The following is a 26,438-nucleotide window of genomic DNA, read 5'->3' on the forward strand; positions in this document are numbered from 1 at the left end:
TTACGCTCCTGTTTAATCATGTGATTCAATCACTAACAATTGGCCAGGTAAGCGTTGTCTTAGCCATAAATAATGCAACAAACCTAAGCCAAGCAAACTAAAACCAATTAATAACCATAATCGACTAGCTGTACTGGTTTGTGGCAATACTTGCGACGACTGAGCAGCATTTAAACCATGGGGCATATGCGGTTGTAACTGCACATCTATAGGATTATCAATCAATGGATTAACCGGAGTGACATCCACAGCAACTAAACTGGTTTGGCTGGTCACTAAGTGATACAACAAGCCTAATGCTTCAACTTGCTTATTGACGCGGTCGAGGCTGGCATTGTCTTTATAAAGCTCAAGTGATGTTATTTGTGCATTTGCCCATAATAAATCGATGCCCTTAGCAGCCTGGTTTTCTTCAAAATCAAGTTGTTGCTGCCAATATTGACCATTAATATTGCCAGACACTATGATGGGCTGTTGTTGGTGTGACGCCGATTTAATGCTTACCCAAAGTGGTTCATTTTGGTATAAATCGCTAATAGTCGTCGGCCAATAATCCGGTACGCTGCCATCAAGATAATACAAGCCAATATTGGTCAACACGGGTTGTTCAATTTTATTAAGTAATTGTTCAATTTTTTGCTGCACTTCAGACTCATTGCCAATGTAGGTAAATGTCCCTCGCCCCATTGTTGCCGCCCGACGCATAAAATCTGAGTTAGGCGCAGAGCCAATACCGACCGTGAATAATCGGCTGCCACCCAACTGATCGTTAATAAGCTGATACAACTCATGTTCATTGCCAACGGCACCGTCTGTCATAAAAATCACTTGGCGCAACATATCACTGCGTGTATCGGTTTGATCTGAATCTTGCTGTACGCTATCCACCAGCGCAGTTTGCAATGCACTGCGCATTTCGGTGCCGCCGTCGGCCTCTAATGACTGAATAAATCGGTTTGCTTTACCAATATTACGGCTATTAGCAGGCAATGGCGTTGCAGATAAAAGGGTTACGTCACTATTAAATTCAATAATATTAAAGCTGTCGATGTCACGCAGTCCTGCTAGGGCAAATTGCAATGCTTGCTTAGCTTGAGTGATTGACTGTCCAGACATAGAACCAGAGGTATCGATGACTAAAATTAGCTCGCGGGCAATAAGGTGTTGCTCGCTGACTTCCACACTCGGCGGCATTAACATCAAGAGTGAGTACATATTATTATCAACGGGGTTAGGCTGTCGTAGTGCAGTCTGTTCACGTTCAATACTATTGTTTTTCACATGGGTTTTACCGGTTTGATAAAACGTCGCCGCTTGTGGTACTGCGCCAACATTAGCTTGCCATTGCAGTACAAAATCACGGTCGGCAATTTGTTTGCTGGCAAAGTTCACACTGTAATGATTGCCTACATTAGATTGCTTAATCGGATGATAAAGACTGTCTAATGAGGTTAGTTCAAAACCAGCATCAATATTCACCTGCATCTTCACATCTAGTTCTGGCCTGACGTGTTTAACAGTCGTCGTATTAGCGCTCGATGGCATGGCCAATTGCGGTTGCTCGGTAGTGCTCTCAGCTTGCGGGTTATAACGCGGTGTTATCGCTAATGGAAAACGTAAGCTAAATACCCCATCACGATACTCAACCTTTTGTTGATAACTGATTTCCACCACGAGTTGTTCATGTGGCCCTAAATTGGCCACGTCAGAGGTAAACAAGTTGCGTCGTTGTTGCTGTAACAAACTCGCTTGTTTACCTTGTTTTTTGGCGGTTTCAAACGTTTGTAATGCTTGTTTTTTAGGTTGAATTTGTCCGGCGATAACTTTGTCGCCAATGCGTAATTTCATACTATCGACCGCAGCCGTTTCCGGTAACGGAAATAAGTATCGTCCATTAACCCATTGATCGGAGTCATTGATAAACACTTGCTTAACCGTGACCCGATTGAGTAATCCCGACACATCCATGCTCACTTGTGTATCTAGCGCAAAAGCTTGTATCACTTGATTTTGTTGAAAATACTCTAACGTGCCTTGGGTGATATCGTCATCTTGATAGCCAGACGGAGATGCAAATGCCGTTGTGATACTGGCATAAACGACAAACAACAAACCGAAACACAACAATTTACCAATATAATTAACAGACAAACGTGAGATCAAAAACAACGGGCGCATACTCGCTCCTTACCCATTTAGGCTACAACATCAATGTTTGCGCCTAGATGAGTAATATCAAAACAAAAAGGAAAATCGACGTGTAGATTTAGTTAGCAGCAAGTTCAGCGCCAGGAGCCAATAACTTGAGCGTCACGCGACGGTCAAAAAAGTCGTTTTCAAAATTTTGTTCTTGATGTATTGGCAACGTTGAACCATAAGCTTGTCCATGCAAACGCTCACGAGCAATACCTTGTGCCGCTAAGTATTGGGTCACTTCAGCTAAACGCTGTTCAGACAACGCTTGGTTGAAAGCATTATCACCACGGCGATCGGCATAGCCCGTTAAATCAATGGTCAATTCTGGTGACAAACTCATCATGTAAGCCACATTATCTAACTGTTGTTCAAATAACGGCTCAATATGGCTCGATCCGGTTTTAAACTGTACATTCATCCCAATGGTTAATTCATTAAGTATTTGTTGTTGATTCGCATTTTGTTCTGCCAAGCTAGACTGTAATTGATAATATTTATCCGACACCTGCTCCAATGACTGCTGCTTAGTGGTCAGAGCCATTAATTGCTCGTTGGTTTGAGTTAATTGTTGTTCTTGCTCCACCAATTGTTGTTTCTGGATGGTGAGCTCTGCTTCATCACCAACTGATTTACCAATAAAGGTGCCCGTAAATGCACCAATAATGGCACCAACAGGCCCAGCAATGACTGCGCCAAGTAAAATGCCCGAGCTCAAACCCACTAGCTCTTCAGTATGTTCACGTTCTTCAAGCACGTCAGTGTCATTGGCCCAGCTGACGTTTGAAATCATCATGGTAGAAATAATTGTTGCTGCGATAAGTTGCTTTTTCATAAAAAGTCCCGTTTAGCGGTGAGTTAAAAAATGATAGTTATCATCAATACATGAGTTAATGCGTTGCTAATTAACTCTATGTCGCTATTAAACACCTCATTGGTGGCTTTATTGGGGAGCAAAAATGGCAATGTGGCGATCAAATGTGGCAACAATATGGCAATTGCCCTCAACGGCTTTTTTGGACCATAAAATCCTGTATAGTCAGCCATGTACTCATTTATCAGCTTATTAATTGAAATTATCCCATGAAACGAATTGCCATTGTTGAAGACGAAACCGCTATCCGCGAAAACTACAAAGATGTCCTGCAACAGCATGGTTATAGTGTCCAAGCCTATGCCAACCGCCCAGCAGCCATGCTCGCCTTTAATGCACGCTTACCTGACTTAGCCATTATTGATATTGGCTTAGAGCATGAAATTGATGGTGGATTTACCCTATGCCAAGCACTTAGGGCGATGTCGAGCGGCTTACCTATTATTTTTTTAACCGCCAGAGACAGCGACTTTGACACTGTGTGTGGCCTACGTTTAGGTGCCGACGACTACTTAACTAAAGATGTCAGCTTTCCTCACTTAATGGCCCGTATTGCAGCCTTATTTCGCCGCTCAGAATTAATCGGTTCAAGCCCCATGGAAGACAACTTACTCGAACGCGGTCACCTCACTATTGATGGCAACCGTATTCAGGTGTATTGGAAATCGCTCCCAATAGAACTCACCGTCACCGAATTTTGGATGGTACATGCCATGGCAAAACACCCAGGACATGTACGCAGTCGACAAGATTTAATGCAAGAAGCTAAAATTTACGTCGACGACAGCACGATTACTTCACACGTAAAACGCATCCGTAAAAAATTTATCGCCATCGACACTGAGTTTGACTGTATCGATACCGTTTATGGTATGGGCTACCGCTGGGACAATATCTAACAGATGAATTTACCGATAGGACTACGAGCCAAAGTCGTCATTTTGTCGCTGTTTTTACTCTGTCTACCTTGGCTGGGGTATGAATATGTGTGGGAAATGGAAAAGTACTTACGTTATGGCCAAGAGAAAACCCTTGAAGGCACCACCCAAGCCCTTGCGACGGCCTTGCATGAACGGCCTAAGTTATTTGACAACCAAGCCAGTTTTTTAAAGCAAGTAGAAAAAGGCCGCGACTTATACGCCTACCCCCTAGCAGGGCCTATTCAACTGGACGGTAAACTGAGTGACTGGGACTTATACCGACATCGCACCCTTAACTATTCTGACGAACATGTTATTTATCAACGTAATAAATCCGACCCTGCCAATATCAGCTTTAGCCATATGGTGGGCAAATACGGCGGCTATTTATACGGTTTTTTTAAGGTCAATGATCCAAGCCTAATTTTTCGTAACCGTAAAAGCTTACGAATTGATAGAAACGATCACTTAGTCATGGCAACTCAATCACCAGACGGTCAGTTCAGACGTTATATTGTTGCCAATACCAAAAGTGGTTGGCTCAGTGCATTTGAACTACCCGCCGACCCCAGCCAATCAATGCCCGTTACGCCTGAGTCACGTATTCAAGGCCAGTGGTTAAAAACAGACAAGGGATACAATATTGAATTCAGGCTGCCGCTCGAAATGGTAGGCAGCAAATTAGGTTTTGCGATTCATAATGTTAACGATAGCAAAACACGGCAATTAGTGAATGTCATCGGTACATCGGCCACCGACTCAGTAGCCAGTTTAGGCACAGTATTAGTGCCCTCGCCTGAAATTGAAAATATCATTAAAGGCATGAGCCACAATAGTTCACGAATTTGGGTCGTCGATAATCATGGCCGCGTACTGGCCAAATCTGGTGATATTCGTTCATCGTCCAACACCTGGGCAGATGATATTGAGGTCAATCAACCAGACTCATTTTGGCTGCACTTTAAGCAGCAATATATTCTGCCGTTGTATTACAAAATATTGACCCGTCCACCACAAGACTTTATCGATTCGCTGCAAGACTCAACCGAGCTGACTGGCAGCCATATTGAAAAAGCCTTAAGTGGAAAACAAGGCTCTACATGGCGCTTAACGCCAGATAGCAAAGCTGTGGTATTAGCCGCTGCAAGCCCAATATGGATTGACGATAAAGTCATGGGGGTGGTTATTGCAGAAGAAACCACTCACGGCATTCGCAGTTTGCGCAACCGCGCCTTAGAAAAACTGTTTAACGTTATTTTGACCATTATGAGCATGGGCACGTTAGCCTTGTTTATTTTTGCCTCGAGTATTTCAAGCCGCATCCGCCGTTTACGTGATCAGGCCGAACTCGCCATCGACAGCCAAGGCCGAGTCAGACAGCAAATTGTCGCATCCAAAAACCGAGATGAAATCGGTGATTTGTCACGCAGCTTTTCTAGCATTGTCAGCCGCTTAGGGCAATACACTCATTATTTAGAAAACATGTCGTCACGTTTATCGCACGAACTCCGTACCCCTGTAGCCGTGGTGCGTAGCTCACTTGAACATTTAGGTTTACAACAACTGGACGATCAATCACAAAAGTACGTCAGTCGCGCCCAAGAAGGTGTGAGTCGCTTGCACCTTATTTTAAATAACTTAAGCGAAGCAACTCGACTCGAAGCCAGTTTGACCCAAGCTGAAAGCTGTCGTTTTTCATTAAAGAAAGTGATTAGCGGTTGCATGCAAGGCTATCAAATGACTTATCCAGATCAGCTCTTTAGCATCCACATTGAAGATAAAGCCATGTATTGCGACGGTGTACCAGAATACATCGCCCAATTAATGGATAAGTTAATCAACAACGCAATTGAGTTTCATCAGCCCGACAGCGCCATCACAGTCAGCCTGACCCAATATCAAAAACAAGCGATATTAACCGTCAGTAACATTGGTCCTTTACTGCCAAAAGACATGAACAGCCAGATTTTTGAATCTATGGTGTCAATCAGGCCTCAAGGCATTAATGGCAAGCCCCATCTAGGATTAGGCTTGTATATTGCGAGACTAGTCAGTGATTTTCATCATGGCACCATTAAAGCGACTAACATGACAAAAAATGGGGTAGAAGGAGTTGAAATGATCCTCAGTTTACCGCTAAGTGATGAAAAATAGTCAAGCTTGTCAATTAGGCGGTTTTATTTAGGTTTGTTGGTGCTAGGATAATGAACATCAGTAGATCACTCACCGTAGCGCATTTATCCATGTTATTGATATTTTACTAATAAACATTAGCTAAAACGTAAACCGTGGACTCTACACATAATGGAAGTAACAACATGAGCAAAGACGATAAGTTAGCCACCCAAATTGTTAGCGTTGGCCGCGAAAAAAAGTTCACTAAAGGCATTATTAATCCGCCAGTATTCAGAGCATCGACAGTGGTGTTCGACACCATGGATGAGATGCGCTTTGCGATTAAAAATAAAACCAACGGTGAAATGTTTTATGGTCGTCGCGGCACCCCAACCCATTTTTCCTTTCAACAAGCCATATGCGAACTTGAAGGCGGTGCTGGCACTGCGTTATACCCTTCTGGTGCGGGCGCGATCAGCAGCGCTTTGTTATCATTTTTAAAAAGTGGTGACCATTTATTAATGGTCGACACCGCCTATGAACCAACACGCGATTTATGTAATAAAATGCTGGCAGGTTTTGGCATCGAAACCACCTATTACGACCCAATGATTGGCGCAGGCATTCGTGAGTTAATTCGTCCTAACACCAAGGTATTATTTTTAGAATCACCAGGTTCTATCACCATGGAAGTGCAAGATGTACCGACGCTTAGCCGTATCGCTCACGAACATGATGTCATTGTAATGCTGGATAATACCTGGGCATCTCCCATTAATTCTCGTCCATTCGATATGGGTGTCGACATCTCTATTCAAGCCGCCACCAAGTACATTGTCGGCCATTCAGATGTCATGATGGGTACGGCAACTGCCAATGAAAAACATTGGGAACAACTGCGCGAAAACAGTTACTTAATGGGCCAAACGACTTCGCCGGATGACGTCTATTTAGCTGCGAGAGGCTTACGAACCTTAGGGGTACGTATGGCACAACATAATAAAAATGCCTTAAAAGTGGCTAATTGGTTAGCGACTCGTCCAGAAGTGGACCATATCCGTCATCCTGCGTTTGATACTTGCCCTGGTCACGAATTTTTCAAACGCGACTTTAACAGCGGTAATGGCTTATTTTCGTTTGTACTTAAGCAAGGCGACTTAGCGTCTGTCACTGCTTTTGTTGAAAACATGGACCATTTTAAAATGGGCTTTTCATGGGGCGGTTTCGAAAGCTTAATTTTAGGGGTATTTGGTATTAACAATATCCGTACTGCGACCCAATGGGACAGCAGTAAACCATTAATACGCTTACACATTGGACTTGAAGATGCCGACGATTTAATTGCCGATCTCGATGCTGCATTTAGTCGATATAATGCAATATTACAGAAATAGCCATTACTCACTATTGACGGTAAAATCTGTACACTGTTTCGAAAAAACGTTTATGGAATATTCACATTAAAAGGAAATAAATGAATATCATCAAATTAGTCTTACTCAGCCTGTGCATTAGCATTGGTTATTATGCATTAAGCATCATGGCAATCGGCCAGTCTGCTGCCGGCAACTTATTGTGGCGATTAAATAGCAGTGAATATCCATTACTGGCTCACCTTGCGCAGAACTTTATTGGTATCGGTTTAGCCGCGTTTATTCCTGCGTTTCTAGTGAAAAGCTACGAGCCAGCAAGACAATGGATTGCCATTACAATTGTGATTTTAGGTGCGATGTTATTGCACGGCAATATTCATTACATGCCATGGGATCCTATGGGCATTGTGAGATTTGTAAACAACACTTTGTTCTACGGGGATATCGGTGCAAAAGTGTTGTTTTTCTATATCTTGTTGCTCCCTATACTGTGGTTGTTGCTGCTTAAACGTATGGCTCGTATTTAAAAAAGTCCGAATTTGAGCAAAAAAAAGCAAGTTGAACATATCTTACTAGTTAAGATTACAAACAATCTAAACCCTGAGCCGTTATCGCCTCAGGGCTTTTTTACTCTCAATAAAAGCTATTGAAATAATCACTAAGCAGTTAGCGAAACCGTTGTTCAAAACATACTTTAGGTCACTGTGGAAATGATAAAAATCTCAGCGTGCTCATGCGATGATATTGCCCGCAAAATTTAAATTACGCCACAAATGAAATGTAATCTCACTCTTGTCGGTCTTATTAAGTACACCACTTTTTGCCAACTAGAGTATAACTATGTGTAGCACACCAAAAACCAATCTAGCCGCTGCCACACCCAAAGTTCCTTTTCGGAGTTTTATGGCAAGTATGACATTGGCACAAAGACAACAGTTCGCCGAAGTTGCGAACCGCGCTGATGAAAGGCGAAAAATAAGAGAAGATCGACTCAAAGGTCAATCCAATAGCAAAAATGCAGCAAGTACATCAAACACGACTCGAAATCAAAACATGCCATTCATCAAAAAGCTGCTTCAATTTTGTAAGCAACACATTGTGATATAAGCCAATATATCTTTAATGGCTAAACGGCTTATTGCAGATTAGTCTTCTAATACTGAGATAAAAATTCTGTCTGAATTCCACAATTCAATTATCTTGCGGGTCTTCTTTGAGTTCCAAAAACATTTTCCAAACAGAATAATCCCCGCACCTTCTAACTGACGCCCTTCCGATACATTAAAACGTTCCAATATTATCGATTTATATTTAGAGATAGGAATGCCAACATCAGTACAATCAGATGGGTTTAACCAATCAAGTTCTTTATCTAGATGTGAAATCGTACCCCAGTACATTTTAGGCTTTGCCTCTTTGGCATTAGCACTTGGCTCAGCCTCGGCAAAGTTAACAAATAAATTCTTGGCTTTAAATTTGTAACCCGTATCAAGCTCAATCAAGGTACTCGACTCAGCTAAATCGCTGCCACGCATCAAGCTATTGAGAATTTTCTCTAGCCCTAATACTTTGACCTTGATTTGTTCAATATTGTTAGCGTGTTTGCCACTTGTATTAGCGTTTTTTGTGGGAGGCGTGGGGGTTGATGCAGGGGTGACAGTGTGCACCTCTGCGATTGACTTTTTGCTGTTTGACAACATGAAATCAATGCTAATAACATCAGCATCAGAAATGACTTTATTTACTTCTACACTATGCCGAGTCTCTCGGTCTCGTTGAGTTGAAGAATGACCTTCATCACATCCTGCAACATGATATCGAGAGCCAAAACACGCTGCTTTACCGTCTGAGCTTCTCTTACGATAGTAAGCTTTTCCTTCGCACTCAGGGCATTGTAAAAACTGCCTAAATTTTTCAATTTCAGTTTCAGGTAACGCCTGAAATTTCAAAATTGAAAAAGTGTGCCTTTCACCACCGTAAGTACAAACAGCATCAATCATTTAATATCCACATCTTCTTTAAAAGCGTACCTTTAACATTAGTGATAAAGGTACTTTTAACCCCTACAGAACAATAGCAAGTTATTAATAAAAATCCTATTTTTCAATAATGCTTATCGCTATCGCAGACTTTATAGGTTGAGCTAAACATACTAGAAGCAGCGTCGATTTAGACCATTGATTCCATCAGGGCGTAGGTATGTGCAGACTAATGCTATCGTTACATTACGAAGCAAATAAGCGAGTTAAATGAGCTTTATAACGGCTCGTATCGCTTTCAATATCTGGATTCTTAATCACATCATTACTCATAAAGGTTTCAAGTTGTGACATACCTAAAAACTGATGCGCTTTATGCATAGCCAAATAAACCCCATCAACACCAACACCTTCAAAGAACTGGTTCGGATCGGTAAAGGCTTCTGCAGGCGCGTTCCACGTAACGCTAAGCATGTATTGTTTGCCTTGTATTAGCCCACCAGAGCCATATTTGTGCTCGGTATTTTTACGGGTGCGTCCGGCACTTTGATACAGACGACCATGGCCAATGGTAAATACTTCATTAATATATTTTTTAACAATCCACGGTGCGCCCATCCACCAAGCAGGTGTTTGTTGAACTATGCTGCCGTAAGCTCACAAATTGAGTTAGTAAATAATGAAAATCTCATCGATTTATTAGAGCAGCGAACCGATATTGCCATTCGAATTGGTGAACTTAAAGACTCGACGTTAACAGAATCTCCACTGGGGTTAAGTCAAATTAGGATCTTAGCTAGCCCTGATTACTTAGCTAAACACGGTACACCAGCAACCGTCGAAGATTTAACGCAACATCAGTTATTAGGTTTCAGCTAGTTAGAAAAGTTAAATGATTTGCCGATTTACGATGCATTTAATAACCTGCTGCATATTCAAACCAATATTAAAGCCGACAGTGGAGAAGCCTTAAGGCAGCTCGCGTTGTGCGGTACGGGAATTGTGTGCTTATCAGACTTTACACAACAAGATATTAAAGCAGGACGCTTGGTGCAGTTATTCACGACTACTACACTCAAAATGAGGGTGTAACAGATTCTGTGTAACTGCAATTTAGTTAATATACTTCACAATTCTGTCTTCGAATTCAATAATAAATCGATTCATCGCAGTACGCCAGTTTCGAATGGGCATGGTCCATTTTTTACTGGCTTCTTTTATAGCAAGGTAAACCATTTTTTTAGCTGAGTCATCACTTGGGAATACCTTACGTTTTTTCAACGCTCGTCTAATCACGCTGTTTAATGACTCAATAGCATTTGTTGTGTAGATAGCCTTACGAATATCCTGAGGGTAGTTAAAAAACGTATTTAAGTTATGCCAATGATTATGCCATGACTTGCTTATTTGGGGGTATTGCTCATCCCAAGTATCGCTGAAACGATCGAGTTCGAGTAACGCTTCCTCCTCCGTTGCGGATTGATAAATGCTCTTAAGGTCCGCTGTGACTGCCTTGTAGTCTTTCCACGATACGTACTTTAACGAGTTTCTGACCATATGCACGATACAGAGTTGTACATGAGTATCTGGATAAACGGTATTTATAGCGTCAGGGAAGCCTTTTAAGCCATCAACACAAGCGATGAGAATGTCCTCAACGCCTCGTTGCTGCAGTTCAGTGAGGACACCTAACCAAAATTTAGCCCCTTCATTTTCAGCTATCCAAAGCCCCATTAGCTCTTTATGGCCTTCAAGGTTAATTCCTAATGCTAAGAAAATTGATTTGTTGATAACGCGCTTATCCTGACGGATTTTTATGACGATACAATCAAGGTAAACGATTGGGTAAATGGAATCTAAAGGTCGACTTTGCCACTCAATAACTTGCTCGAGAACGGCGTTGGTTACGCGAGAAACTAACGTGGGTGATATCTCTGCGCCGTACCATTCATCAAAGGCTTGAACGATATCACGAGTACTCATGCCTTGAGCGTAGAGCCACAATATTTTATCGTCCATAGAGGTAAATCTGGACTGGTGCTTTTTAACTAACTGAGGTTCGAAACTGCCTTCACGGTCTCGCGGCGTATCAAGCTCAAACTGGCCATCTTCAGTTTGAATGCGCTTGCTGGTTTTACCGTTACGGCTATTAGCAGAAGTGGATTTACGGTGTTTCTCATAACCCAGGTGTTCATCCATTTTGGCATTAAGAGCGGCCTCGACCGTTATCTTCTTGAGCATCTGACTAAATTGATTTAAGTCTTCTGGTGTTTTAATGCTTTTAGCTGCTTCTTTAGCAAAAGCTTCAATATCTTTTTTGTTCATGAGTATCTGCCTATCCTTAACTCTCAATAGAGTACGTTTTGATAAGCAGTTACACAAAATTAGTTACAGTCTCCTCAAAATTGAACAACCTATAAATATTGTTTATTACCGGTCATTAATACCGACATGCTGATTTTTACTATTAAGTCGTTAGGTAACTTTCATCCACTATTACTTCCTCAACGTTACACGAAATAACTTTCTTGGTAACGAACCTTCTTCGAATTCATCAACGGAAACCAATTCATACCCTTTAGCTAATTGTCTTACCTTTTCTTTTGAGAAAAAATGCACAATAAAGCCGCCAACTTCATACATATCCTCTCCTATACGGGTTCCTGTTCCATAATCAGAATCTCCAGTATGCCTTACTGTGTATATGTTAAGCCCGCTCGGCTTTAACACTCGTTTTATCTCGCTTGAGAGAAACTCAAGTTCATTGGTAGTTAATGCCATGCAATAAAGCATATGGGAAAAACAAGCATCAAATGAGTCATTTTCATAAGGAAGTGGATTTCTAATATCATGACATCTCGCGGTGACCAGTTGAGAGAGCGCATTATTTTCTGCTTTTTTTGTTATAGCATGCACACCTGACTGGCAATAATCTAACACCTGAACACAAATACCATTTTCGGCAAAGAACATGGTATCTCGCCCCTGACCACCGCCAATTTCAAGGACATTAGTTTTACCTTCTTTTTTAAATATTTCTACAGCTTTTACAGCCGCATCACTTGGGGATTCTCCAAACATATTGGGTTTACCGGAAAATATACTTTCCCAGTGTTGTTCTTGCTTGTTTAGATGTTCTACATCCAAATTCGTGTTTACCATTTTTCTATTTGTCACAAGAAACCTCCTTTCATGTGTTCAAATTTATCCTTCGATATTCCGCTTTTGGCGTAATGTGTAGAAGAAACTCAATGCTGATTACGAATCTTTTGACATGAAGTGATATTGTTTAGAACCTTTACTTATATTACAGCGAACGACATATTTAAATCCTTTCTCATCTGCTCTGTGAGCAATAGCGCTTTATGTTTGGTTTCCTCACCAAGGTGACTTCTGGCTTTCATTAACAAGCTGCGTATTTCTGAAGGATGACGAGTGCAATATTGTGGCTTAATGAAACTGTACACCGATATGAAGTCAATGAGCCTTAAGAGAAAACGGTGTAAAAAGTGTTGTAACGACTCACTTTGCCTACCTAAAAGCGCGCCTTGTTTTATCATCACCTCATCACTGTCGTTACAAGGTAATTAGCACATGATGATTAGACTTGTTATTCAAAACACCAACGCCATTTTTTATCAGCGATATCACTGCATCATGTTAATGTTTAAGAGGTATTTACGTTGTAATAAAAAAACGGGATTGGCATGCTGGAGCCAATCCCGTTTTGAGTTTTTAATGCATAGTGCTTATTATTTACTGCTTAGCATTGGCGTACGTGGAGGGATAACGCGCTTGCTGCCCGTTGCCTCAAATGCACCGGCAAACCGAAGCAAGTCGTTGTCATCATAAGCACGGCCAGCAAAAGTCAAACCTACTGGCATGTCAATGTCGGCCATTACGCCCATTGGCACAGTCACTGTCGGAACACCTAAGTGGCGAATAGCAAGATTACCGTTAGCAACCCAAACACCATTACTCCACGCAATGTCCGCAGAAGCTGGATTAACCTGTGCATCTGCTGGGCCTACATCTGCCATAGTTGGGAACAACACAGCATCAAGCTTGAGTTCGTCCATCCAATCTTCAAGATCCAACTTGCGTGTCTTCTCTAAGCCGCGCAGCCCATCCGGTATACTGTCGATTTGGTTATACGACTTAAGGCCTCTTTTGGCCATGTTGACGTACTCATCCATGCCTGCGGCGAGGTCACCCTCACGGTTAGGCAAGGTGCCAAGATCATGTGGGAAAATCAAATGCCCATTGACGTCTGCCAGTTTGTTCAATTTAGGATCATTATTAGCACGCAAGAATTCATCTAAAGCCCAACCCGATAGCGCCCATAGCTCATCGTCGAGAAACTCAGGCGTGACCATGCCACGATTGAACACAGTCGGCGCACCAGGGCGATCACCTTCACAGTTAGAAACCAGCGGAAAGTCCACTTCAATGACTTCAGCTCCGGCAGATTCCAGCGCTGAGCGTGCAGCTTCCCATAAATCGATAACAGACGCACGAGTATGGATGCGCAGGCCAGTCGGGCCGCCAATGCCAGGGTTTTCGCTGGTGCCAGCCAACTCATCTTTATTGATGTACATGCGCGGTACGCCAAAACGCTTGCCTTTAAGCGTGTCGGCTTGAGCGGCAAGATCCAGATAAGATTTTGGACGTACTGTCGATGCTTTTGGGATTTCAACCCAAGGTTGTAGACGCCATAAATCACCACGAGTAATAGGGTCGTCTGCAACGATAACGTCCAGCACTTCAAGCATATCTGCCATAGTACGAGTGTAAGGCACCACAACATCCATAGTCGGTGTCAACGGCCAGTTACCACGCACAGAAATCACCCCACGTGATGGAGTATAAGCACACAGACCGTTGTTCGATGCTGGCCCACGACCACTCGACCATGTCTCTTCAGCTAGACCAAAAGCAGAATAACTTGCAGCGGTACCAGTACCTGCACCATTTGAAGAACCAGAGGCGAACGGAGCGGTAAGATAATTAGCATTGTATGGGCTTTCGGCGCGACCGTAGTGACCGCGCTGCATACCACCATTAGCCATAGGTGGCATATTGGTTTTACCCAAACAAATAGCACCTGCATCGCGCAGACGTTCGACGGCAAAGGCATCGTATTGAGCAACCAAGTCCTTAAACGCTGGGCTACCAGAAGCCGCAGTAAGCCCCTTAACTAAGTAGCTGTCCTTGACTGTATAAGGAACGCCGTCTAGTGGACTCAGTGTTTCACCACGAGCTCGGCGTGCATCAGAAGCCTCCGCTTCCTTTAACGCACCTGGATTGCTAACAACTAGCGCATTCAGCTTGGTCTGTGTCGCTGGGCCGTCGTAAGCATCAATCCTTGTTAGATAAGACTTCACCAGTTCAACCGCTGTGGTGCGACCGGATTCGAGAGCTGTACGCAGCTCGGCAATGGGAACCTCAGTGACTTCGAACATGTTACGACCTCTTCTTAAAAGCCAATTGTGTTGAAACAACAGTGACATAAATGGTCACTGTGTTCTCCTTGGGTTTACTTATTTTCCTGAGGGGATCTGTTGAGTAATACAATGGATATTACCACCACCTAATAAGATCTCACGGGCAGGCACACCGACAATCTCATACTCTGGGAATATTTCTTGCAATTTTTGTGCTGCAATATCGTCGGTTGCTGGGTCGAGTAACGGGAAAACAATACGATTGTTGGTAATTAAAAAGTTTGCATAAGAACCCGCTAAGCGCTCGCCCGCCGTGCGTGGAACACCAGTCCCCTCTACTACGCCTTGCGCTTCTTCTTCTGTGCAATACAAAGGACCAGGCTGTGGTAGTAAATGGACTTTTAACCTACGCCCCTGTGCATCAACAGTATTTTGCAAAATATCCAAAGCGGCTTTTGAACGAGGATACTGCGGATCGGTTTGATCATCAGTCCAGTGTAAAACCACTTCGCCTGGGCGAGCAAAACAGCATATATTATCAATATGTCCGTCAGTCTCATCCATGTACACGCCTTCTGGTAACCAAATAAACTGCTTAACATTTAAATATTCAGCCAGTAATGCTTCTATTTGTTCACGAGTCAAATCTGGGTTGCGGTTACTGTTAAGCAAACATTCAGCCGTCGTCATGCAGGTACCTTCACCGTCGACATGAATAGAACCACCTTCAAGAATAAGCGGAGCCTGATAACGCTCAAATCCATGCTGGGTCAGCATCTGTTGCGCTACTTGCTCGTCCTTATCCCATGGAAAATACAAACCACCGTTATGACCACCCCAGGCATTAAAGCCCCAATCAACACCACGGCATTCGCCCTTGGCATTCACCACAACTGTAGGCCCGGTATCGCGAGCCCAGCAATCATTGCTATCTATTTCGACTAAGGTAACGTGAGAAGGCATGACCGTCTTGGCTTGTGCCAAAAACTCCTTGGGTACACCCATATAAACAGGGGTAACAGCACCAATAGCATCTGCCACTTTAGCAAACGTCGCCTGAGCATAAGCCCCAGCAGAGCGCCAGTTATCAGGACGATATGGCCAAATCATCCACACAGCTTGCTGCGGGGCCCATTCGGCTGGCATGCAAAAACCATCTTGGGATGGTTTAGTCGTTAACTGCGTGGCATCCACATTCATGTTTGTCATGAGTTTTGTCTCCGGTGATGCTAAAAAACGATAAGGGAGTGCGCCCAACATAGGACGACAGAATAAAAATGCGCCTAACATTAATCAAATGAATAAATCGAATTACCACATTCATCACGCGGATAGTTAGGCTGAAATTGCCACGTCTACACAAGGTGAGTTTTAGCTTCGATGAAATATCACTTTATATCATATTATTTAAGACTGTTCGCACTAAAGAGTTGTATGCAGGGCATAAATGACCATTTGTAGGACAATAAGGTGCAAGTTCATTGAATGAGTGCAATCATGAAATTAGGATTAATGGCTAAAGACTCTGATCCACTGATGACATCAATGCATTAGCATTAATGCCTATTTTTCTAATGCTAAAATGACTATAAAAATGGTTAATACCCGTAAAGTGATTTCAATCAATAGAGAGATTAGTTGCTTCACAAACTCTTCCATAGAGTTTTATTGGCTTCTTTAACCCTCATTTCACTTTTATTCGTTCAACTAAAAAGTCTACTGCCGCTTTTACTTTTGGCACTAAATAGCGTTGTTTTTGATACAACAAATAAACGGCCATATCAGAATGTTGAGTGATAGCTAACTCGTGCTCAAACTTAAGTTCTACCAATTTTCCAGACTCAAGGTAAGACGCTAATGCCCATCGAGTTGACATTAAAATGCCTTCACCGTCACAGGCCTTTTTTGCCAACCAGGGGCCATTATTTGAAATAACCACAGCGGGACCTGAAACGTCATGCCATTGACCGTTCATATGACATAACCAAGGCGTTGGCCCTGTTGGCGCTTTAAAATACAGGCCATTATGTTGCGTTAATTCCATCGCATTATTTGGAATACCGTGTTTTTCTATGTAACTTGGTGATGCCACAGGGATAAAACCATTGTCCATCAACCTTATTGCTAACACGCGTTCATTTGGCGCGTAACCACCGCGAATAGCAATATCGACATCGTCACGTCCAAGTGTTGATAACTCGTCACTTAAACTGACATCTAAAACAATTTGAGGATATAAATCACTGAATTCATCTAACAGCGGCAGTAATATCTTTTCACCAAAACCCACCATCGAACTGATCCGCAAACGTCCCATTGGCGTTGTTTGGTAACTACGAACCGTCTCATTGCTTTGCGCTAGTTGATTCAATATTTGCTGTACATCGTTATAATAAATTTGCCCTACTTCGGTTAGTTTAACGATTCGGGTCGAACGCTTTAACAAGGTCGCCCCCAAATTCTTTTCTAAATCAGCAACTCGTCTCGACAGCGATGATGGCGGCACATTAAACACACTCGCCGCTTTGGTAAAACTGCCCGTTTCGACCACCTTACTGAAATACCGCATTGCACGTAGTTGATCCAACTTGCTTCTCCATAAAATCTGAGTGTTTTGGCTTTATTATTGTCTTAAAAGCAATAGTGATTAGCATTTTCCCTTATATATAACCAAATTAAAACAGGTAATAATACAGTTAACTTAAACATTGCAACCTTAACCCTGTTGCCGCGTGTTAAAAATACAGGTGTTAATTGCATTTTTCGGCAATTAACACCAACCTACACGTAAATGATGGACACTGACTTATGATTACTTTGCACGGTTTTGCTGCTAGCAACTATTACAACCTAGTGAAACATGTACTTCTATATAAACAACTGCCATTTCAAGAACACCTTATTTACGGTGGTAGTGACGAGTTACTGAAAGTCAGTCCTGCTGGCAAAGTACCAGCTATCACAACGGCTGAAGGACTGAATATTTCAGAGTCGAGTGTCATTTGTGACTTTATCGAAGAAACTTACCCTGCAATACCGCTATACCCAGAAAATGCTGGTGAGCGTGCAGTTGTGCGTCAAATTATGAAAATGGCAGAGCTTTATTTCGAACTGCCAAGCAGACGACTTATACCTTATGTATTTTCTGGCACTGAAGTTCCAGAATTGGTTAAAGCTGAAGTACGCCAGGTATTAACCCGCGGTATTACCGGCTTAAGTCGTTTGTGTCAGTTTTCACCTTGGATTGCCGGTGAAAAATTCACCATGGCTGACATTTACGTTTATTATGTCAACACCATTGTCAGCGCGTTTGGCTCTAGCCAACTTGACTGGGATGTACTGGCAGAAATACCCGGAATGAAACAGTGGAACGAGTCCATGATCCAATCTGTTATTGCCCAAAAAGTAGAGGCAGATCGCCTAGCAAACATGCCCGAGTTTATGCAAAAGGTGAAAGCTCAAATCCAAGCGGCGAAAGCTACATAAGCTGAACGCGGAATAATAAATGTTAGCAATAAAAACACTCATTACTGACGTTTGCCTTAAATTCAATTACAAACAGAACACAGCCAATACAATAAAGTGATTGGCTCAAAGAATTAATTATTTTGCAGGAGAAAATCCAAATGACAGATACTAATATCCAACTAACTTCGACCATCAGCGAAGACAATAAATTAACACTCGCGTTAAAAAACATCGACATGCCACAACCTAGTGCCGATGAAGTGGTTATTCGCATTGAAGCAGCACCATTAAACCCGTCTGATTTAGCAGTTCTGTTCAGCGCTGCTGATATGTCAACTGCTACACAATCAGGCACTGAACAAAGCCCAGTCATTACTGCTGATGTTCCAGCTAAGTTTATGCCAGCGGTTAAAACCCGTGTGGGTAAAGCCATTCCTGTTGGTAATGAAGGTGCAGGAACTGTTGTCGCAACAGGTTCATCGCCTGCGGCAAAAGCACTTATGGGCAAAACCGTTGCGGTGATTGGCGGTGGAACGTATCGTCAATACCTCTGCGCCAATGTGCAAAGCTGCCTAGAATTAAAACAAGGCACTACAGCTAAAGAAGGCGCATCTTCTTTTGTTAATCCACTCACCGCTTTAGCAATGGTTGAAACAATGCGTGCTGAAGGTCATAAAGCCATTATTCATGCGGCGGCGGCATCTAACCTTGGCCAAATGTTAAACCGTATTTGTATTGCCGATGGTGTCGATTTAATTAACATCGTCCGTAAAGCGGAACAAGAAACACTACTACGTGATATGGGCGCTAAATATGTTGTTAACTCAAGCAGTGATACTTTTCTTGCTGACTTAACCGCGGCGATTATTGAAACAGGTGCAACGATTGCGTTTGACCCTATTGGCGGCGGTAAATTAACCAGTGACATTCTTAACTGTATGGAAGTGGCTGCAGCGCGTGATATGAAAGAACACAGCGTTTATGGATCCGACACCTTCAAACAAGTTTATATTTATGGCGCATTAGACCGTGGCCCTATTACCCTAAACCGTAACTTTGGTTTTGCATGGGGTGTTAATGGCTTCTTATTATTCAATGCGCTCGGTAAATTAGGCACTAAAACAGTTATGGCGATGCGTAAACGTGTTGCAGATGAAATCACCACCACGTTTGCAAGCCACTACACCCATGAAGTGTCATTGGCTGAGGTATTACAATTAAAATCAATGGCGGGTTATTCTAAACAAGCTACTGGTGAGAAGTACTTAATTACACCGCAAAAGTAATTAATCCTCAGAGCTTATAACCGCTTAAGTGATTGAGTGATGGAGTGATTGAAACGTATGAAAAAGCAGATACTGATTATGGTATCTGCTTTTTTATTAAGCCGTTATCTATAAGTTATGACGGCTATAAAGACGCTAAGGTCCAGTTTGGTTAACCCACTTACGGATAAAAGGTCTTTTTTAGATATGGCCTGCGGCCACTAACGTCGTGGTGCTTCGCCTACACCAGACCAAGAGGAAATCAACGGTTGTTCCTTCTTAACTCTTATAACTCTTTAAAAAAATTGGCCCTGCCGCCCCGCAATATTTTCTCTATTGACTTAAAACAACAGATGCGAAAAGGTCACCATGGGGCGTTCAAAACACAACCATATCGATTAGCTCACACTGATGTATTCAGTAATACCGTTTCAGCTCGTATCTTTAAATGAACTTCTTTGCTATATGCTAGTATAAGCAGAGTCGCACAATAATTTATTTCAGGAGGGAGTGTGGTGAGATCACTTGTATTGCTTGCGGCCTTTAGTCTAATAATCATACCTTCTGTCTATGGAAAAGAATTGAAACTTGCCGTGGTACCTAAATTTAATAGTGTTTTTTTTGATCAAAGCAAAGCTGGCTGTATAGATGCTGCTGCTCAAATAAAAGGCGTGGAATGCATATATCGGGGGCTAGATATAAGTAATGTTAGGATGCAAGATCAGGTAATAAATCAACTGATTGATGAAGGTATAGATGGTATCGCTGTAGCCGTTACACAATCTAAATATCTCGTTCAAAATAGTCTTAAGAGAGCTAAAGAAGCCGGTATCCCGATTATTACCTATGACTCTGATATTGATGCTTCAATCAACGAAAACCCTAATAGTTTACGCCTAGCCTATATAGGCACTGACAATTTTGAATTGGGTAAGTCATTAGGTGAAGAGTTAAAAAAACTTCGGCCCAATGGGGGAACGCTAATCATGCAATCTGGGCGACCAGATTCTCCTAATCTGAATTTAAGACTGATGGGGGTCCGTTCCGCATTATCGGGAAAAAAATACAATGAACCTCCTGGAGAATTGCTTAATAACGATTTGGGATGGACTGAAGTTAGAGAGCCTTTCTTTAATTTTGATCAACTGGCTCAATCTGTTAATCAAATGGAATCTGTAATGAAAGGTAAGCCTGTAAAAGCAGACTCTTTTATTGCTGTTGGTGGTTGGCCGCAAAATGACCAAGCACTTTACCGTAAAATGATTGCCCCGTATCAGGCAAAAATTAATAACAACAAGATCATCATTATTATTACTGATACATCCTCTGAACAATTAACGATGTTGGAAGATCATCTTGTTCATATCAATATTGGTCAAGCCCCATATGAAATGGGAAAACAAGCCATTTTGACACTGTATAAAATTGTAACAGACCAAAAATATGACAAAACAATTTACACACCTATCACATTTTGCACACCAGAGAACGTTGATACATGTACCAAGACCAAGGTTTCGGGATTGTAATCATATTTAATTTCGCCTGATCCAAATAACGTTACACAACCTGATTAGGTTTAGCTTATGCTCATATATGAATAGATGATTGCTAACAGCCTTCTCGTCGTCCCAACTCTCACGTCGTCCCGGTAATGCTTTTGAGCCGGGATCCAGGTGTTTTTTGTTTTGTACGGCCTTTATGTATTTATGGCCTGCGGCCACTAACGTCGTGGCGCTTCGCCCACTCTCGATTTATCAAACTGCGTTTGAATTAAGATCGCAAGGTTCCACCCTGCACGGGCCAAAAGGGGATCAACAGTAATCCCCTCTTGGATCCCCCCTGCTGCCGGCAACATTTTCGCTTTTTAACCAAACAACAGCAGCGAAAAAATTGCGACGGAAATTAATCGAGCTTCATACAGCATATGTAACCATCTTCGGCCCATCTTATAATAAAGAATGAAAATGCTAACACTTCCGATGGTACATCTGATGTGAATGGATTCACGAATGTCGTGATGGCAGGACGCCAAAGAACGACCTGTACTGCGAAAGCTAGCCTGACGCCCTGTCAGGCTCACGCTTTCTTTTATAAAGAGTCTTCAACGGCCTCAAGTTCAAAGCTGAATTTAGATATTTTCAATCATGGCTTCTGGCTCATTTATGGACAGAAATCATTTAGAGCTGAAACTCTGAAAGCAACGACTTCCATTAGGTAAAGTATGGCGACCTGATATGTGGTAACGCCGTTTTAAGCGGCAAATTGCTGTTGGCTAAAATAAGTGAGGCACGAACAAAAAGCCAACTGTAATTTGTCCGACTTGAAAACCCTTGTTATGTTTCATTATGGAGATAATCAACCATACTTTTCGTTTAGTTTTCTCATAAAAGTCAAAAATAACTCAAAAGATAAAATAACAATGAAAATATATATTAAGACAGGTATGAAGGCCATAAATGAACTAAAGAATAATAAGCCAATAACAAAATTAGCAGCCTCTATAAAAATAAAATTTTCAATAGTGCAGCTACTTACACTCATACCGCCAGCATCCCAGCCTTCGCAATTTAAAATAAATAAAATGGGAAGTATAAATGCGCAAAAATATATGAAAACGCGTGCTTTCATTGACTTTTTCATCGTAATCATCCTTGAAACATAACAGCTTATTCAATAGAAGCACAATAATGTTCCAGGCTGCTCAATTCAAACTTCAAAGATACCATCGCTAAGTCCTTGTTGTAAATCTAATATTTTCGTGAATACGTAAGTAATGCTCAAAATACTGCCGGAGAAAGAATGCGTCTTTGTTTACGAGGTCTATACAACACTTTAAAAAAAATCGCAGTTGATTGATATGTATGGGTTTTCTCGAATGTTACAAAATTATCGATGCGTAAAAAGCTCATTTTACGCATCCTTTGGCGCCAGAATTATCTCAATTTGGAGAAAATCAGTTATACCTGTATAGGCAACCAGTCATTTGGACGACAAGTAAGGCGGTCATAATCGATTAGAAAAAGTAAGGTTATGCTGATTATCCCATTGTTAGCACCAACTCGTTTTGGGGCAGAAATGAGTTAAATACCTTACTTTCAACGGGTGTGATTCAACTCTGGACTTGAGCACGTTGAAGAAAATAGCGTGAGCCTGACAGGACGTTAGGCGATCTTTTCGCTGTTTGAAAATGTCGCCGCAAAACTAAAGATTTACAAAGGCTGATTTATAACAAAGAATGCGCTTTGCCCCTTTGCTCTGGTGTGGGTAAAGCGCAACTACCTTAGTAGCCGCAGGCCATATAGACAACAAAAACGCTAAAATGAATATTCTCTACTCCCCCAAACAATAGTAAGCAATCAACACCGATCTCCTCACAACACAGTAAATCAGTCACCCAACAGGCATTTTTAATATTTAATCGTTGTTTTCTCAATTGAATTAGCATTAGATGTAAGCAAGTTGTATTTGAAGGAAGAAATGACTGAATGAAAAATATTATTTGCGATATTGATGGTGTTTTATTGCACGACAACAAACTAATCCCAGGAAGTGACAAGTTTATTCACCGCATACTTGAACAAGGCAATCCGCTAGTTATCCTCACCAATTATCCGGTACAAACCGGCATAGACTTACAAAATCGACTCGGCGCTGCAGGTATTAATGTGCCAGAGAATTGTTTTTATACCTCAGCCATGGCCACAGCAGATTTTCTTAAGCATCAAACGGGTAATAAAGCCTATGTTATTGGTGAAGGCGCCCTGACCCACGAGCTCTACAATGCAGGTTTTACCATTACCGATATTAATCCAGATTTTGTCATCGTTGGTGAGACTCGGTCTTACAACTGGGACATGATCCATAAAGCATCTCGCTTTGTTGCTGGCGGTGCACGCTTTATTGCCACCAACCCAGACACTCATGGCCCAGCATTTAGCCCTGCTTGTGGCGCATTATGTGCAGCCATTGAACGTATAACAGGTAAAATGCCATTTTATGTAGGTAAGCCTAGCTCATGGATTATCCGTTCTGCCCTAAATCATATTCAGGGACACTCTGAAGATACTGTGATTATTGGCGACAATATGCGTACTGATATTCTTGCTGGCTTTCAAGCGGGTCTGGAAACTATTCTGGTGACCAGTGGTGTAAGCCAATTAAGCGATATCGACAAAGAACCTTTCAGACCAAACCATGTATTTGCCTGTGCTGGTGATATTGACGTCGTTTAATCACGACGCAATTATGATGCACGAGACACTTTATTAACCAGAGATAAGGTCGTTGATAATAGACAGTATCAAGATGATTTCGGCGTTAAATGGTTAACGTCCTTAGTGGACCATTGATTCACGCTAACAAGATCAACCAGTTAATACGTTGAGTATCGAAGACACAATTTACATTAGGTAACACAATTCCAAGCCAGTGACCTTGTTTTCAAGTACTGGCTTGGCTCATTATGCTTGTCTGAAATAAAAATAAATAACAATAACAGGACATAGCATGAAACGATTATTCCCTTTTTGCGCCATTGCCTTACTGTCCGCATGTAACGGCGATGATGCTAAACACACTGTAACCGATGATATTATTCCGGCTAAAGTGACAGCAGTAACCTTTGATGAACAACGCTTTAGAACCGATATCGAAACATTATCTTCAGATAAGTTTGAAGGTCGCGCGCCCACAACCCATGGTGAAAAACTCACCTTAGAGTATTTGTCTGCAGCGTTCACCAAAATGGGGCTTAAAGGCGCCTATAAAGGCAGTTTTTTACAACCAGTCCCAATGGTAAGTTACACCGCCAGCGAGCAACAACAGGTTAATTTAGCTGGTTTGGATATGCAGTATCGCCAAGATATCGTGTTAGGCAGTCGTCACGATAACAACCAAATCAGTATTAAAGATGCACCGTTAGTGTTTGTTGGTTACGGTATTAATGCGCCTGAATATGGCTGGAATGATTATCAAGACCTCAACATGAAAGGCAAAATTGCCATTATTTTAGTGAATGACCCAGGCTTTGCGCATCCAGAAGGTGCCAAGTTCAATGGCAAAGCAATGACCTACTATGGGCGTTGGAGCTATAAGTTTGAAGAAGCCAGTCGCCAAGGCGCATTAGGCGCAATTATCATCCATGATACCAAGCCTGCCTCTTACCCTTGGTCTGTGGTTGAAAATAGCTGGACCGGTGCTCAACAAGATTTAGTCCAAAGCAAAGCAGAACAAGATCAGCGGGTCCAAATTGAAGGTTGGTTAACCTTAGACAGTGCTACTGCCTTGTTCGACAAGGCGGGACTGTCATTAACATCATTAATGGATCGCGCCGCTAACAGTTCACTTAATGTCGATTTAGAACAAACAGCTAACATTGAATTTGCCAATAAAGCAGAATATGCCAACAGTTATAATGTGGTTGCAACGTTAGCTGGCAGTAAACAAGCCGATGAGCAGATTTTATTCACCGCACACTGGGATCATATCGGTAAAGATGAAACCAAAGACGGTGACCAAATTTATAATGGTGCATTAGATAACGCATCTGGCACAGCAGGTATTTTAGAAATTGCCCGACAGTTTGCCCAGCAAGCCAAACAAGGTCACGGCTTAGCCCGTTCGTTAACCTTTATTGCCACTACCGGCGAAGAACAAGGTTTATTGGGCTCACGTTATTATGCCGCTAATCCTATTTATCCAATTGATAAAACCGTGGCAGTATTTAACCTAGACAGCACTAACATTTATGGCAAAACCAAAGATTACACCATTGTCGGTAAAGGCCAGTCCGAATTAGAGAACTATTTAGATCGCGCTGCAGCTAAACAAAATCGAACCAGCCAAGGCGAGCTTAATCCTGCATCTGGCGGCTTCTTCCGCTCAGACCATTTCAGCTTTGCTAAATTAGGCGTACCAGCAGTGTTTGCTGGTGGTGGTAACAAACCGCTTGATGAAGCCACGGCACAATACAAAATGGCCATGAGCAAAAAGATGAAAGGTTGTTATCACAATGTTTGCGACCATTATCACCCTGAGTGGGATTTATCTGGCGCATTACAAGATTTAGACGTGTATTACCAAGCTGCTGCAGAGTTAGGTAATAATCAAGATTGGCCAGGTTACTTTGCAGGTTCTGAATTTAATCAGTTACGTCCAGCAGATTAATACTGCACCACCCTACGCCTTCCCACCCAAGGATTGGCCCATCATGTATTTGATGGGCTTTTTTATCGATATTTATGGCGCTAATACATGAGTTAGATAAACCGCCGTTACACTTGACTGAACTCATTTAACGCTTCAATGGCTAAGGCCGCCTTTTCTGTTTGCACAAAAATATGGTCATGATAATAAGCTGCAATAACATTGGCGCTAATACCTTTTTCGGTGAGCTTATTAGCCACAGCAGCCGTTAAACCAACAGCATCAAGACTAGAATGCACTGTTAAGGTAATGCCTTTAAACACGGATTCAAAAGGCAAGCCACCTTCAATTGCTGCCGCTTTTGTTAACACTAATGTTAGCCCTTCTGATTCACGAAACGTCGCGAGTGGCAATAGGTTTTGATAATCACCATATTGGCCCTGCACTGAGCAAAACACATATTCTTCATCTAATAATACCGGTAACATCGATGCGAGTAATGCCGTTAAGTTTGTTTCACCAACCATCATGTTTCCTTTAATATGTTTCCGTTAACAATGTGTTTTCTTAAAAGTAAGTCGCTTTTAGCTAACAAATTTAAGCCCTGTTATCGTGCATAAACATGCCACACAAGCTTTATTATGGCTAGGTTAAAGCCGT

Annotated in this window: 22 protein-coding genes; 11 read left to right on the top strand and 11 right to left on the bottom strand. The window is 42.1% G+C overall.

Features of this window, described 5'->3' with window-relative positions:
- Window positions 1-12 precede the first annotated feature (12 nt).
- Window positions 13-2,178 (bottom strand): marine proteobacterial sortase target protein, encoded by a 2,166-nt coding sequence (locus tag FCN25_RS00870; protein ID WP_137221112.1) that lies wholly within the window; start codon window positions 2,176-2,178, stop codon window positions 13-15.
- 88 nt (window positions 2,179-2,266) lie between these two features.
- Window positions 2,267-3,028 carry a sortase-associated OmpA-like protein PdsO gene (gene pdsO / locus FCN25_RS00875; RefSeq protein WP_137221114.1) on the bottom strand — a complete coding sequence of 254 codons (762 nt, stop codon included), beginning with the start codon at window positions 3,026-3,028 and terminating at the stop codon, window positions 2,267-2,269.
- A gap of 248 nt (window positions 3,029-3,276) precedes the next feature.
- On the opposite strand from pdsO, the gene pdsR reads away from it, so the two are divergent.
- The 4 genes from pdsR (at window position 3,277) to FCN25_RS00895 (ending at window position 8,002) form a co-directional block, all read left to right on the top strand.
- Window positions 3,277-3,966 (top strand): proteobacterial dedicated sortase system response regulator, encoded by a 690-nt coding sequence (gene pdsR / locus FCN25_RS00880; RefSeq protein WP_137221116.1) that lies wholly within the window; start codon window positions 3,277-3,279, stop codon window positions 3,964-3,966.
- 3 nt (window positions 3,967-3,969) lie between these two features.
- Complete coding sequence (gene pdsS, locus FCN25_RS00885) at window positions 3,970-6,141, top strand: proteobacterial dedicated sortase system histidine kinase (protein ID WP_137221118.1); 2,172 nt, start codon at window positions 3,970-3,972, stop codon at window positions 6,139-6,141.
- 164 nt (window positions 6,142-6,305) lie between these two features.
- Window positions 6,306-7,496 (top strand): cystathionine beta-lyase, encoded by a 1,191-nt coding sequence (locus FCN25_RS00890; protein WP_137221120.1) that lies wholly within the window; start codon window positions 6,306-6,308, stop codon window positions 7,494-7,496.
- Between the two features lie 80 nt (window positions 7,497-7,576).
- On the top strand, window positions 7,577-8,002 hold the full coding sequence (locus FCN25_RS00895) for a hypothetical protein (protein WP_137221121.1): 426 nt from the start codon (window positions 7,577-7,579) through the stop codon (window positions 8,000-8,002).
- A gap of 618 nt (window positions 8,003-8,620) precedes the next feature.
- Here FCN25_RS00895 and FCN25_RS00900 read toward each other — a convergent pair.
- Together FCN25_RS00900 and FCN25_RS00905 are read right to left on the bottom strand one after the other, a co-directional pair.
- The gene (locus FCN25_RS00900; protein ID WP_137221123.1) at window positions 8,621-9,475 is read right to left on the bottom strand and encodes a hypothetical protein; all 855 of its coding nucleotides are present in this window, start codon (window positions 9,473-9,475) and stop codon (window positions 8,621-8,623) included.
- Between the two features lie 225 nt (window positions 9,476-9,700).
- Window positions 9,701-10,072 carry an NAD(P)H-dependent oxidoreductase gene (locus FCN25_RS00905; protein WP_137221125.1) on the bottom strand — a complete coding sequence of 124 codons (372 nt, stop codon included), beginning with the start codon at window positions 10,070-10,072 and terminating at the stop codon, window positions 9,701-9,703.
- A 15-nt stretch (window positions 10,073-10,087) separates the two neighbouring features.
- On the opposite strand from FCN25_RS00905, the gene FCN25_RS20990 reads away from it, so the two are divergent.
- Both FCN25_RS20990 and FCN25_RS20995 read left to right on the top strand, forming a co-directional pair.
- The gene (locus tag FCN25_RS20990) at window positions 10,088-10,333 is read left to right on the top strand and encodes a LysR substrate-binding domain-containing protein (protein WP_217495326.1); all 246 of its coding nucleotides are present in this window, start codon (window positions 10,088-10,090) and stop codon (window positions 10,331-10,333) included.
- Between the two features lie 18 nt (window positions 10,334-10,351).
- Window positions 10,352-10,546, top strand: coding sequence for a hypothetical protein (locus FCN25_RS20995; RefSeq protein ID WP_217495327.1), 195 nt, complete (start codon window positions 10,352-10,354; stop codon window positions 10,544-10,546).
- Between the two features lie 21 nt (window positions 10,547-10,567).
- On the opposite strand, the gene FCN25_RS00915 is transcribed toward FCN25_RS20995, so the two are convergent.
- The 5 genes from FCN25_RS00915 to FCN25_RS00940 all read right to left on the bottom strand — a co-directional run bounded on the left by FCN25_RS00915 (window position 10,568) and on the right by FCN25_RS00940 (window position 17,485).
- Window positions 10,568-11,779 carry an IS256 family transposase gene (locus tag FCN25_RS00915; protein ID WP_137221127.1) on the bottom strand — a complete coding sequence of 404 codons (1,212 nt, stop codon included), beginning with the start codon at window positions 11,777-11,779 and terminating at the stop codon, window positions 10,568-10,570.
- 171 nt (window positions 11,780-11,950) lie between these two features.
- Window positions 11,951-12,631: a class I SAM-dependent methyltransferase gene (locus tag FCN25_RS00925; protein WP_254693701.1), complete on the bottom strand. Its 681-nt coding sequence runs from the start codon at window positions 12,629-12,631 to the stop codon at window positions 11,951-11,953.
- A gap of 575 nt (window positions 12,632-13,206) precedes the next feature.
- Complete coding sequence (locus tag FCN25_RS00930; RefSeq protein WP_137221131.1) at window positions 13,207-14,916, bottom strand: amidase; 1,710 nt, start codon at window positions 14,914-14,916, stop codon at window positions 13,207-13,209.
- A gap of 78 nt (window positions 14,917-14,994) precedes the next feature.
- Window positions 14,995-16,107, bottom strand: coding sequence for an agmatine deiminase (gene aguA / locus FCN25_RS00935; RefSeq protein ID WP_137221133.1), 1,113 nt, complete (start codon window positions 16,105-16,107; stop codon window positions 14,995-14,997).
- Between the two features lie 475 nt (window positions 16,108-16,582).
- A complete protein-coding gene (locus FCN25_RS00940) occupies window positions 16,583-17,485 on the bottom strand; it encodes a LysR family transcriptional regulator (RefSeq protein WP_137221135.1) in 903 nt (300 codons plus the stop codon).
- A gap of 221 nt (window positions 17,486-17,706) precedes the next feature.
- On the opposite strand from FCN25_RS00940, the gene FCN25_RS00945 reads away from it, so the two are divergent.
- The 3 genes from FCN25_RS00945 to FCN25_RS00955 all read left to right on the top strand — a co-directional run bounded on the left by FCN25_RS00945 (window position 17,707) and on the right by FCN25_RS00955 (window position 21,160).
- Entirely contained in the window at window positions 17,707-18,384 is a 678-nt protein-coding gene (locus FCN25_RS00945; protein ID WP_137221137.1) for a glutathione S-transferase family protein, read from the top strand.
- Window positions 18,385-18,524: 140 nt separating this feature from the next.
- Window positions 18,525-19,652, top strand: a complete 1,128-nt coding sequence (locus FCN25_RS00950) for a zinc-binding dehydrogenase (RefSeq protein WP_137221139.1) — start codon at window positions 18,525-18,527, stop codon at window positions 19,650-19,652.
- 491 nt (window positions 19,653-20,143) lie between these two features.
- On the top strand, window positions 20,144-21,160 hold the full coding sequence (locus FCN25_RS00955; RefSeq protein WP_137221141.1) for a substrate-binding domain-containing protein: 1,017 nt from the start codon (window positions 20,144-20,146) through the stop codon (window positions 21,158-21,160).
- An 829-nt stretch (window positions 21,161-21,989) separates the two neighbouring features.
- Here the strand turns inward: FCN25_RS00955 and FCN25_RS00960 are convergent.
- Entirely contained in the window at window positions 21,990-22,274 is a 285-nt protein-coding gene (locus FCN25_RS00960; RefSeq protein ID WP_137221143.1) for a hypothetical protein, read from the bottom strand.
- A gap of 845 nt (window positions 22,275-23,119) precedes the next feature.
- On the opposite strand from FCN25_RS00960, the gene FCN25_RS00965 reads away from it, so the two are divergent.
- Window positions 23,120-23,866 carry an HAD-IIA family hydrolase gene (locus tag FCN25_RS00965; protein ID WP_137221145.1) on the top strand — a complete coding sequence of 249 codons (747 nt, stop codon included), beginning with the start codon at window positions 23,120-23,122 and terminating at the stop codon, window positions 23,864-23,866.
- A gap of 274 nt (window positions 23,867-24,140) precedes the next feature.
- Window positions 24,141-25,799 (top strand): M28 family metallopeptidase, encoded by a 1,659-nt coding sequence (locus tag FCN25_RS00970; RefSeq protein WP_137221147.1) that lies wholly within the window; start codon window positions 24,141-24,143, stop codon window positions 25,797-25,799.
- Window positions 25,800-25,906: 107 nt separating this feature from the next.
- On the opposite strand, the gene FCN25_RS00975 is transcribed toward FCN25_RS00970, so the two are convergent.
- Window positions 25,907-26,305: an ACT domain-containing protein gene (locus FCN25_RS00975; RefSeq protein ID WP_137227290.1), complete on the bottom strand. Its 399-nt coding sequence runs from the start codon at window positions 26,303-26,305 to the stop codon at window positions 25,907-25,909.
- Window positions 26,306-26,438 lie beyond the last annotated feature (133 nt).

This window comes from Shewanella sp. MEBiC00475, assembly GCF_005234075.1.
Classification (GTDB): domain Bacteria; phylum Pseudomonadota; class Gammaproteobacteria; order Enterobacterales; family Shewanellaceae; genus Shewanella; species Shewanella polaris.